Origin of the sequence: Flavobacterium sp., assembly GCF_040402835.1 — a bacterium.
In the GTDB taxonomy this organism is placed as follows: Bacteria; Bacteroidota; Bacteroidia; order Flavobacteriales; family Flavobacteriaceae; genus Flavobacterium.
Genome location: NZ_JBBALW010000032.1, coordinates 17,158 through 27,675, shown reverse-complemented (window position 1 = coordinate 27,675; position 10,518 = coordinate 17,158). Strand labels below are relative to the sequence as shown.

Genomic DNA, 10,518 nt, shown 5'->3' with positions numbered 1-10,518 from the left:
AATTTATTTTTTAGTTTAGCTTTTATGCTGATTGGTTCAATTGGGTTTGCAAATAATTCTAACGAAAAAAGTTCTTCAATTAATAAAGAAGAACCTATTGAGTTAATTAAAATTTCTTCAAATTATGAATTAGTTGAGTCCAAATCACTAGTAGACTGTTTATTAACAATTACTTTTGTTTACACTGACGGAACTAGTGAAACAATTCGTGTTTTAGTTAAAGGAATTAGTTGCAAAGATTTATTAGCTGAATAAATTAAGTAAATAGTATAACTATGGTAAAATAATTTTACCATAGTTACATTTATTATCTCGTTTAAAATCTTAATTTAATAAATTTTAAGTATGAAAAAAATAATTTGTTTACTTATTTTAATACCATTAATTTCTTTTTCTCAATCTTTTACTATAGAATACGATGTAACTCTAAATATGTTAAATAGAACTGGTATATTAAATTTCAATAAAAATGATATCAGTTTTTATTATGAATCATTTAAACAAAAAACATCAGAAGATGAAAAAAATCAAGAATCTGGTACATTAAATAAAAATATATATTTTGGGGGAAATAATGATGAAAAAAGGTTTCAAATATACAAAAGCAAGAATGATACCTTATTATCTGTAGAATACCTAGATAATAAACAAATAATTTGCATTGAAAAATTTCCAAAATTTGAATGGAAATTTGAAACTGAAACAAAATTAATTTCAAATTATTTATGTGGTAAAGCAACTGTTTTTTTTAGAGGTAGAAATTACATTGCATGGTATTCGACTGAATTACCATTAGAAGTTGGGCCATGGAAGTTCAATAATCTACCAGGTGCTATTCTTCAAATTTACGATGAAACAAATAGCTTTTCTTGGAGTACTACAAAAATTACGAAAAATATTGAAGATAAAAAATTAGAAATTGACAAAAACTTAAAACAAATGACTTTACAAAAATATATTGAACAAGACGAAAATTTAAAAAGAGAAATGAGTAACAAAGCATTACTTAAGTACACAGAAAGAGGTACAGAAGTAATAGAAAGAAAGTATAATAGAGCACGCGAAATAAAATTTGAATGGGAAAAATAAAATTTTTATCGCTTATTTTTTACTATTTTGTTTAACATCAAAATCTCAAACTAAATTATCAGGTATTATTAAAAACACAGATAATATTGCCGTAAATTCTGCAAGCATAATCGTAAAAGATAGTTTAGGTAAAGTTGTTGCTTATTGTTACTCCGATTATTCGGGTAACTGTTTTTTAAATATAAATTTAACTCAAGAAGTATTACAAGACGAATTTTATATAGTAATGAATGTAACAAATCGGTCTGGCTGGAGATATGGATTATGTATTGCAGCCGCTGTTGCAGGGTCAGTATTATGTCATGCCGGTTGCGATACAACTGCACTAGCCACAACAGCAGGTTTAGGCATCCCAGCATGTGTTTGGGCTTGTGGAACATTACAAGTAATGGCAAGTGTTCAATGCTATGATAGTTATGGCGGTTAATTAAATATATATAAAATGAAAAATCAAAAATTATTAAAAGAAAAATTTGGAGGTTCTTTTCTCATATTTTATGTAGTCACGATGTTTGTATTTCTTATTTTTCCGAAACAGTTGGTTGGAAATATATACGTAATGACATCCTATTTAATAGGTTGTTTAATCTTTCTATTTGTATTTTACAATTATAAGAGCAAATTGAAAAAATAGATTGACAATGTAAGAAGCAGTTTTTATTCAAGATAGCGACTTCATTTTTGATTTCAACACTCTACTTTATTTTGAGCTTGACACCAGGTTCAGCTTACTAAAAAAAGGATCCTATCTATTAGAAATCGTTAAAGATACCGTTCAGGTTCACATTACGCTTTCACCATATAATTAATAAGAAATTATAGGTTTATTGAAGTAAACAGAAGAAGTTTACAAAACTTAAATGAGTTTAGGGTAACTTAAATTGTCTTTTATACAAGCATTAAATGCAGTATAATTATAGTCTTTGAGGCATTAATTATAATGTTTCAATGATTAACAATAGCCTAAAAGAGAGTAATTATAATAGTATTTGCTATACTTAATCTCTTTTAGCTATTAATCCTTAAAGTGTAGAATGAAATAAAGCTGTTGCACTAATAAAAAAGTCATATTTAGTTATTTTAGCTCCTCTTCACAATCCCCACCATTGCTTGCGCCGTGGGCATTACCACCAAATCTGCAATGTTAATATGATACGGTCTTGAAACTACAAAATGGATAATATCGGCTAAATCTTCTGCTTGCAAAGGTGAAAAACCTAAATAAACTTTTGCTGCTTTTTCAGCATCTCCTTTGAAACGAACGGTGCTAAATTCGGTGTCAACCAATCCCGGATGAATGGCGCCTACGCGAATACCATACGGATTCAAATCGATTCGCATCGCTTGATTTAGCGAGTCAACAGCGTGTTTTGTAGCGCAATATACATTCCCGTTTGGATATACTTCTTTAGCAGCTGTAGAACCAATATTGATAATATGACCTGATTCCCGTGCTACCATTTGGGGAATTATCGCACGGGAAACATACAAAAGTCCTTTTAAATTGATGTCAATCATTGCGTCCCAATCGTCTAAATCGCCCGTTTGAATTGGGTCTAATCCGTGTGCATTTCCTGCATTATTGATTAAAACATCTATGCTAGAAAACGATTCTGGAAGCGAGGCAATGCTGTCAAAAACCGCTTTTTTGTCCCGAACATCAAACAATAAAGTGTGTACCTCTGTAAATTCTAAGAGTTCTTTTTGAAGTTCCAAAATCCGATCTTCACGGCGACCACAAAGCACAATTTTATAGTTGTTTTTTGCCAATATTCTTGCGGTTGCTCTTCCAATTCCGCTTGTTGCTCCTGTAATTAATGCTGTTTTATTCAAAGCTATTGTTATTTATACGATGTTATTTTAATAAAATTTAAGGGACTTTTTGACCCATACTTTCGGTCCAAATGGCAAACCAATCTTCTTTTTCGAGTTGCAATTCTGTGGCTTTCATCAGCGATTGAATTCTGGCAATATTTACCGTTCCCGCAATTGGAATTACACGAGCAGGATGTTGCAAAATCCAAGAAAGCAAAATCGTATCCGACCCAAAATGGTATTTATCAACCAATGTTGCCAACAATTTTTTCATTCTTCTGGTTTGCTCGTTGTCTTCTCTAAAAACGGTTCCTAACGGATTCCAAGACATAGGTTGAATGTTGTGAATTTGCATATAATCGAAACTTCCATCCACCATTGGCTCATAATTCGTTGCCGAAAACTGCACTTGATTGTAACTAATTGCCGTTTTCTGACGAATTAATTCCGTTTGCGAAGCGGTAAAATTAGAAAGTCCAAAATCAAGTATTTTGCCTTCTGTTATTAATTTAGTAACGGCTTCTGCAATTTCATCGGCTTGCATTAACGGACTTGGGCGGTGCAATAAAAGCACGTCTAAATAATCTGTTTGCAAGTTTTTTAGTGAATTTTCAACCGACCAAATGATGTATTCCTTCGAATAATCATAATGCTTGATTTTGTTTGGTCTGTTTTCTGAAAGATGCTGAATGCCACATTTTGAAACAAATTGAAGAATTTCTCTTTTGATTTTGCTTGAAGCAAATGCTTTTCCGAACGCCGCTTCCGTGGTATAAGAACCATAAATATCAGCGTGGTCAAAAGTAGTGATTTTGTTTTCTAAACAAATTTGAATCATACTATCCATTTCAGAAGTGCTGAGATTTTTATCCCAAACTCCCCAATTCATCGTGCCCGCAATAATGGGCGATAAGGTGTTTTTATTCAAGGGTTTATGTTTTAATTAGAAATTAAAATGTAAAAGTAGTAAAGGTATTTCTTTAAAGTTCTTAAAATTATAAAAACAAAATCACAATTCAGCCTTAAAAGTAGTTGTTTTATAGAAGTTTTAACCATTTTTTAACATCGTACTCCTAAAAAAAAATTCAATTTGCACTCTCAAATTTAAATGTTAAAATTCACAGTAATAAAATTAGTAAAATGGAAGAAAATACTTCGACTTTAGACATCAGAGCAATTAATGAAAAAATTGAAAGAGAGAGCGCTTTTATAGACCTTCTCACCATGGAAATGAACAAAGTAATTGTAGGTCAAAAGCACATGATTGAAAGATTATTGATTGGACTTCTGGGACAAGGACACATTTTATTAGAAGGTGTTCCAGGTTTGGCAAAAACTTTAGCGATAAACACCTTGTCGCAAGCCGTTCACGGATCGTTCAGCAGAATTCAGTTTACCCCCGATTTATTGCCTGCCGACGTGGTAGGAACAATGATTTACAACATCAAGCAAAATGAGTTTTCTATTAAAAAAGGACCAATTTTCGCCAATTTCGTCTTAGCAGATGAGATCAATCGTGCACCAGCAAAAGTACAATCAGCATTATTGGAAGCGATGCAGGAAAAACAAGTAACTATTGGCGATACCACTTTCAAATTAGAAAGACCTTTTTTAGTATTGGCAACGCAAAATCCAATTGAACAAGAAGGAACGTACCAACTTCCAGAAGCACAAGTGGATCGTTTTATGTTGAAAACTGTTATCGATTATCCTAAAATGGAAGACGAACGAATGGTTATTCGTCAAAACCTAAAAGGCGCTTACGAAAAAGTAAATGCGGTAGTTTCTGTAGAACAAATTTTGCGAGCGCAAGAAGCGGTTCGTGAAGTGTATATGGATGAAAAAATCGAAAAATATATTCTTGATATTATTTTTGCAACTCGTTTTCCAGAGCAATACAAATTGGCAGATTTAAAACCATTAATCAGTTTTGGTGCGTCGCCACGTGGAAGTATCAATTTGGCAAATGCAGCAAAATGTTATGCTTTTATAAAACGCCGTGGTTATGTAATTCCTGAAGATGTGCGTGCGGTAGTTCACGATGTTTTGCGTCACAGAATTGGAATTACGTATGAAGCGGAAGCCGAAAACATTACTTCTGTTGACATCATCAACAAAATTGTAAACGAAATTGAAGTACCTTAAATAGTTGATAGTTGTTGGTTATTAGTTGTTGGGAAAACCCCATTAACTAATATCCAACAACCAACAACCAAAACAAAATGGATACAAAAGACTTACTCAAAAAAGTTCGAAAAATAGAAATCAAAACCCGAAGATTGAGCGATCATATCTTTTCGGGCGAATACCATACGTCTTTTAAGGGGCGTGGAATGACATTTTCGGAAGTTCGTCAATACCAATATGGCGATGATATTCGTGCAATTGATTGGAATGTAACGGCGCGATACAACGAAGCACACGTTAAGGTTTTTGAAGAAGAACGGGAATTAACGATGATGTTGATGGTTGATATTTCGGGTTCGGAAAGTTTTGGTTCTAAAAACCAATTCAAGAAAGACATTGTTACAGAAATTGCCGCAACAATGGCTTTTTCGGCAACTCAAAATAATGATAAGATTGGTTTGATTTTGTTTTCTGACCAAATTGAATTGTATATTCCACCAAAAAAAGGAAAATCGCACGTTTTGAGAATCATCCGAGAGTTAATCGAATTTCATCCGAAAAGCAATAAAACCGATGTTTCACAAGCCTTAAAATTTTTATCAGGAACACAAAAAAAGAAAGCCATTGTATTTATGATTTCTGATTTTATGTCAGATGAATACGAAAATACATTGAAAATTGCATCCAAAAAACACGATATTACAGGCATTCGAGTATTTGATATTCGAGAAGAAAAAATGCCAAATCTTGGAATGGTTTCAATGGTTGACGCTGAAACTGGAGAAACACAAGTGGTGAATACAGGTTCAAAATCAGTTCGGTTAGAATATGAAAAAGAATACCGCAGCAAAGTAGATTATTTTACAGAAACGTTTAGAAAATCGGGCTCAGGTGTTGTAAACACAAGAGTTGATGAAAGTTATGTAACCAAATTATTAAGTTATTTTAAGTCGCGATAAAAGCAATGAAAATCAAATATTACATTCTATTCTTTCTAATTTCGGCTTCCCTATTTGCTCAAAAGCAAGTGGAAACTAAAATAGATGTTACCAAAAATAAAATTGGCGCACAGTTCAATTTGACTCTAAAAACCAATGTTGATACTTTGGCGAAAGTGGTTTTTCCAACGTCTAAAAACTTTGGAAAAATGGAAGTTATTCGTTCTTATGTAATTGATACGATCAAACTCGGCGACCGATATGAACTTATAAAAAAATATGGTGTTACCCAATTTGACTCTGGGAAATATGTAATTCCGAGTTTGAAAGTACTGATAAACAACAAAGCATTTGCAACAGATTCGCTTTTGGTTGAGGTTTCCAATGTGCAAGTGGATACTCTAAGACAAAAATTATTCGACATCAAACCTATCGTTGAAGTGCCGTATCAATTGAGTTATTTCTGGCAATATGTGCTAATCATTTTATTGATTTTAGGAATTGGCGCTTTGATATATTGGTTAATAAAAAAATACCAAAAAAAGAAAGTTGAAGAAGTAGAAGAGTTGAAATCCCCAATTGAAAGAGCCACTATTTTATTAAAAACATTAGAGAAAAAAGAGCTTTGGCAAAAAGGAGCGGTAAAAGAATATTATAGTGAATTGACCGATATTGCAAGAAATTATATCGAAGAAGCTATTGAAATTCCTGCAATGGAAAGCACCACTTCGGAATTAATTTTGGCACTTCGGGCGGCTTCTATCAAAAAGAAAATGACGCTTTCGGCAGAAATATTAGAAAATTTGGAACGCGTTTTAAAGCAAGCCGATTTAGTGAAATTTGCAAAATCTAAACCATTGGATTATGAAATTGCAGAAGACCAAAATAAGATTGAAAAAGCAATTTTAACATTGGATAAATCCATACCAATAGAGATTGAAATTGAAGAAGACACTAGTGAATGGGACGAAATGCGTCGTTTGCAAAAATTAAAAAAACAAAAAAGAACGCGGATTTTAACTGCAATTGGATTTGTAGTTGGGGCAATTTTAGGATTGTTTATTTTCTTTGTAATGACCAAAGGTTTCGATTATGTAAAAGACACTATAATTGGTCGACCTACAAAAGAATTGGTTGAAGGAAAATGGGTTTCAAGCGAATATGGGAATCCAAAAATGTATATTGAAACGCCAAAAGTCTTGACACGAATTGATGCCACAAAACAATTTCCGAAGGAAGTAATTACACTATTAAAAGAAGCGAGCACCTTTACTTACGGAAGTTTGCAGAGCAATTTCTATATCGCATTGGTAACTGCAAAACCAAAACAAGAATCAGAATATGACTTGCAAAAAGGTTTGGAAGGAACGATTGATGGTTTTGGCGGGCAAAATGTGGTTTTGAAACAAGAAGAATTCCAAACAAAAATGGGTATTACAGGTTTGAAAGGTTTCGGAACAATGGTAAAATTAGATCCTATTTTAAAGAAAAGTGTGAAACTTTATTATGAAATACTAATTTTTAAAGAAGACGGCGGTTACCAACAAGTGATGATTTTCCACGAAGAGGGCGACAAATATGCAGAACAAATTTCGGAACGCGTAATCAATTCCGTTGAATTTAAAAAAGACGTAAGCAATGAGTAAAGTAACTTTTTTAAACCCCGATTTTTTCTGGCTTTTCCTTTTGATTCCAATACTAATTGGATGGCAAATTTGGAAAAGAAACGAGCAAACCGCAACTTTAAAGATCAGTTCTTTGCAAGGATTCAAAACTTCAAAATCTTTTTTAGCGAAATTGAAACCGATGTTATTTGTCTTTCGATTATTGGCGTTAAGCTCTTTAATAATTGCAATGGCACGACCAAGAACGGTTGATGTGAGCAGCAAAACGAAAACCACAAAAGGAATTGATATTGTAATGGCTATCGATGTTTCTGGGAGTATGTTGGCAAAAGATTTAAAGCCAAATCGAATGGAAGCGTTGAAAGATGTTGCCGAAAATTTTGTAAAAGCAAGACCTAACGACCGAATTGGATTGGTAGTTTACGCTTCTGAAGCTTATACAAAATCGCCAGTAACGAGTGATAAAGCCGTTATTTTAGATGCCATTAGAAGTATAAAATACGACAATGTACTTCAAGACGGAACAGGAATTGGAATGGGATTGACCACCGCAATCAACCGATTAAAAGATAGTAAAGCCAAAAGTAAAATTGTTATTTTAATGACCGACGGTGTGAATAACGCTGGATTTATTGAGCCACAAACGGCTTCTGATATTGCACAACAATACGGAATTAAAGTATATACAATTGGAATTGGATCAAATGGAATGGCTGATTTCCCTTATGCAATTGCCCCAAACGGACAGTTTTTGTTTAGAATGATGAAAGTGGAAATTGATGAAAGTTTGTTGCGTTCTATTGCCAAAAATACAGGAGGGAAATATTTTAGAGCCAACAGCAATCAAAAATTAGAAGCTATTTATAATGAGATTAACAAGTTGGAAACCACAGAAATCCAAGAATTGAAATTCTACGATTATGATGAAAAATTCCGCCCATTTGCACTTTTTGCTGGTTTGTTATTATTGGTAGAAATAGGTTTGCGAAACACATTATTCAGAAGTTTTATATAATCCCAAGCTTTCCAAATAATGAGGAAGCCGAAATGGAATTAAAAATTTATTTATGTACGAATTAGACGAAAAAAAATATTTATCCCTTTTATTAATAGTGCCAATTTTGGTGTTGTTATTTCTAGTCAATCAATATTGGAAAAGAAAAAAACAACGCGAATTTGGGGATTTAGAAATGATTCAAAAACTAAGTCCTGAAAAATCAGTATTTAAATCGGTACTGAAATTTGTAGTTTTAACTCTTGCGTTTGTCTTTTTGGTAATTGGATTAGTCAATCCAAAAATCGGAACAAAATCAGAAACGGTAAAGCGCGAAGGAATTGACATTGTATTTGCAATTGACGTTTCAAAAAGTATGCTTTGCGAGGATGTTGCACCAAGCAGATTGGAAAAAACTAAGCAAATCGTTTCGCAAATCATCAATCAATTGGTGGGTGACAGAATTGGAATTGTGGCGTATGCAGGAAGCGCATTTCCAGTTTTACCAATCACAACCGATTATGGCGTGGCTAAAATGTTTTTGCAAAGTATGAATCCTTCGATGGTTTCATCACAAGGAACTTCATTGGACGAAGCCATAAAATTATCGTCAACCTATTTTGATGATGACAAGAAAACAAGCAAATTATTGATTCTGATTTCTGATGGAGAAGATCATTCTGAAGGCGCAAGTGATGCTGCTGAAGAAGCCAGTAAATTGGGATTAAAAATCATAACAATTGGTGTTGGAACTGCAAAAGGCGGGCCAATTCCATTGAAAGAAAACGGTCGTGTTTTGAGTTTTAAACGCGATCAAAACAATGCGGTTGTCGTTACAAAATTGAATGAAGAAAGCTTAAAAATAATTTCTAAAAACACAAAAGGCGGTTATGTTAACGGAAATAACACCAAAGAAGTTTTAGAATATATTAAAAATGCGTTAGATAATATTGAAAAAACAGAATTTGAAGCCCAACAATTTACCGATTATAATTCGCAGTTTCAATGGTTTTTAGGAATCGCATTTTTCTTGTTGTTATTGGATGTTTTCTTCTTAGAAAGAAAAACGAAATGGTTGAAAAAGTTGAATTTATTTAATGAAAAAGCATAATGAAGAATTTAATTATATATAGTTTTCTGTTGCTTTCTTTTGCAATTTTCGCTCAAGAAAAAGATATGAATTTGCCAAAAGCAAACGATGAATTTGCAGATAAAAAATATGCTGCAGCAGAAGCAGAATACCGAATTTCACAATCTAATAATCCGAAGAAAGCCATTGCTTCGTATAATTTAGGGAATTCAATTTACAAACAAAATCACGGTTCAGAAGCGCTACTTTCTTATGAAAAAGCTATTAAAATAGCTACAGATCGACCTGAAAAACAGAAAGCTTTTCACAATTCTGGAAATATTTATATGGCAGATAAAAATTATTCTGCTGCTGTTGAAGCCTATAAAAATGCCTTGAGAAACAATCCAAGTGATGAAGAAACGAGATATAATTTTGCTTTAGCTAAAAAAATGCTAAAAGACAATCCCCCGAAAAAAGACGATAAAAAAGATAAGAAAGACAAAAAAGACGATAAGAAAAAGGACGATAAAAAAGATAAAAAGGACGATAAGAAGAAAGACGACAAGAAAAAAGACGGCGACAAGAAAGATAAAAACGACAATAAAGGCAAAGACGATGGGAAACCAAAACCAAGACCGGGAGGAATTCCAAAAGAGCGGGTTCAAAATCTTTTAGATGCCGTAAACAATGAGGAAAAGAAAATTCAAGACAAGGTCAATGCTAAAAAAGTAAACGGCAAACCAATTCAAACGGAAAAAGATTGGTAAAGTCTAGTCTGGTTTAACTGTTTATTCGTTTATTTGTTTTATCGAACTGCCGATTAAACAAATACACATTAACTATTAAACAAATACACAT

11 protein-coding genes are annotated in these 10,518 nt (G+C 32.9%); 9 read left to right on the top strand and 2 right to left on the bottom strand.

Annotated elements, in window-relative coordinates:
• From AC9UEH_RS10180 to AC9UEH_RS10170, 3 genes are all read left to right on the top strand, one after another.
• A partial coding sequence (locus tag AC9UEH_RS10180) for a hypothetical protein (protein WP_509531396.1) occupies positions 1-255 on the top strand: 255 nt, incomplete at its 5' end.
• A gap of 90 nt (positions 256-345) precedes the next feature.
• Positions 346-1,089 carry a GLPGLI family protein gene (locus tag AC9UEH_RS10175; RefSeq protein ID WP_509531394.1) on the top strand — a complete coding sequence of 248 codons (744 nt, stop codon included), beginning with the start codon at positions 346-348 and terminating at the stop codon, positions 1,087-1,089.
• Positions 1,073-1,516 (top strand): hypothetical protein, encoded by a 444-nt coding sequence (locus AC9UEH_RS10170; protein WP_509531392.1) that lies wholly within the window; start codon positions 1,073-1,075, stop codon positions 1,514-1,516. Before AC9UEH_RS10175 ends, AC9UEH_RS10170 begins: the two co-directional genes overlap by 17 nt.
• Positions 1,517-2,169: 653 nt before the next feature.
• Here the strand turns inward: AC9UEH_RS10170 and AC9UEH_RS10165 are convergent.
• Together AC9UEH_RS10165 and AC9UEH_RS10160 are read right to left on the bottom strand one after the other, a co-directional pair.
• Positions 2,170-2,922, bottom strand: a complete 753-nt coding sequence (locus AC9UEH_RS10165; RefSeq protein ID WP_509531390.1) for an SDR family NAD(P)-dependent oxidoreductase — start codon at positions 2,920-2,922, stop codon at positions 2,170-2,172.
• A gap of 37 nt (positions 2,923-2,959) precedes the next feature.
• Positions 2,960-3,832, bottom strand: a complete 873-nt coding sequence (locus AC9UEH_RS10160) for an aldo/keto reductase (protein WP_509531388.1) — start codon at positions 3,830-3,832, stop codon at positions 2,960-2,962.
• Positions 3,833-4,044: 212 nt separating this feature from the next.
• Here AC9UEH_RS10160 and AC9UEH_RS10155 point away from each other — a divergent pair, with 212 nt between their 5' ends.
• The 6 genes from AC9UEH_RS10155 to AC9UEH_RS10130 all read left to right on the top strand — a co-directional run bounded on the left by AC9UEH_RS10155 (position 4,045) and on the right by AC9UEH_RS10130 (position 10,427).
• On the top strand, positions 4,045-5,049 hold the full coding sequence (locus AC9UEH_RS10155; protein ID WP_509531386.1) for an AAA family ATPase: 1,005 nt from the start codon (positions 4,045-4,047) through the stop codon (positions 5,047-5,049).
• Between the two features lie 77 nt (positions 5,050-5,126).
• Entirely contained in the window at positions 5,127-5,990 is an 864-nt protein-coding gene (locus AC9UEH_RS10150; RefSeq protein ID WP_509531384.1) for a DUF58 domain-containing protein, read from the top strand.
• Between the two features lie 5 nt (positions 5,991-5,995).
• Positions 5,996-7,615, top strand: a complete 1,620-nt coding sequence (locus AC9UEH_RS10145) for a hypothetical protein (RefSeq protein ID WP_509531382.1) — start codon at positions 5,996-5,998, stop codon at positions 7,613-7,615.
• Complete coding sequence (locus AC9UEH_RS10140) at positions 7,608-8,609, top strand: vWA domain-containing protein (RefSeq protein WP_509531380.1); 1,002 nt, start codon at positions 7,608-7,610, stop codon at positions 8,607-8,609. Before AC9UEH_RS10145 ends, AC9UEH_RS10140 begins: the two co-directional genes overlap by 8 nt.
• Positions 8,610-8,661: 52 nt before the next feature.
• The gene (locus AC9UEH_RS10135) at positions 8,662-9,699 is read left to right on the top strand and encodes a VWA domain-containing protein (protein ID WP_509531378.1); all 1,038 of its coding nucleotides are present in this window, start codon (positions 8,662-8,664) and stop codon (positions 9,697-9,699) included.
• Positions 9,699-10,427, top strand: a complete 729-nt coding sequence (locus AC9UEH_RS10130) for a tetratricopeptide repeat protein (RefSeq protein ID WP_509531376.1) — start codon at positions 9,699-9,701, stop codon at positions 10,425-10,427. Before AC9UEH_RS10135 ends, AC9UEH_RS10130 begins: the two co-directional genes overlap by 1 nt.
• The last annotated feature ends 91 nt before the right edge of the window (positions 10,428-10,518 follow it).

Bases quoted from the DNA above. Each gene is read 5' to 3' on its own strand.
- AC9UEH_RS10135 (WP_509531378.1), top strand. From the start codon at position 8,662: ATGTACGAATTAGACGAAAAAAAATATTTATCCCTTTTATTAATAGTG.
- AC9UEH_RS10150 (WP_509531384.1), top strand. From the start codon at position 5,127: ATGGATACAAAAGACTTACTCAAAAAAGTTCGAAAAATAGAAATCAAA.
- AC9UEH_RS10140 (WP_509531380.1), top strand. From the start codon at position 7,608: ATGAGTAAAGTAACTTTTTTAAACCCCGATTTTTTCTGGCTTTTCCTT.
- AC9UEH_RS10130 (WP_509531376.1), top strand. From the start codon at position 9,699: ATGAAGAATTTAATTATATATAGTTTTCTGTTGCTTTCTTTTGCAATT.
- AC9UEH_RS10145 (WP_509531382.1), top strand. From the start codon at position 5,996: ATGAAAATCAAATATTACATTCTATTCTTTCTAATTTCGGCTTCCCTA.
- AC9UEH_RS10175 (WP_509531394.1), top strand. From the start codon at position 346: ATGAAAAAAATAATTTGTTTACTTATTTTAATACCATTAATTTCTTTT.
- AC9UEH_RS10155 (WP_509531386.1), top strand. From the start codon at position 4,045: ATGGAAGAAAATACTTCGACTTTAGACATCAGAGCAATTAATGAAAAA.